The sequence below is a fragment of the Paenibacillus pasadenensis genome (genome assembly GCF_023715725.1).
Taxonomy (GTDB): domain Bacteria; phylum Bacillota; class Bacilli; order Paenibacillales; family Paenibacillaceae; genus Paenibacillus_O; species Paenibacillus_O pasadenensis_A.
Map to the genome: position 1 here is coordinate 1 of NZ_JAMBOT010000094.1, position 255 is coordinate 255.

General features: G+C 44.3%; 1 pseudogene. It reads right to left on the reverse strand.

Annotation, left to right across the window (positions count from 1 at the left end):
- Positions 1-255, reverse strand: a pseudogene (locus tag M3223_RS24665) (RNA-guided endonuclease TnpB family protein); the annotation flags it as partial.

Here is a 255-nt window from a genome sequence, read left to right on the forward strand (position 1 = left end):
AGGAACTTGGTTTTGCCTGTTGATGTGACAAGAACAGCAGGCACTTTCAAGCCCAGATCAATACCCATCACTTCATGTCCTGTTTGTACTGTTGTTGGACAGGTGAGTGAAATTTGGGCAAACCATTTATTCGACTTCTGAACAATGCGAAGCAGCCCAAGTTTACTGGTCTCAAGTAGACGCTTTTCTCGCTCAGCGATGGCAGCTTCCACAGTTAAGCGCTGTACCTTGTCATTCATGAATATTGGAAATGAA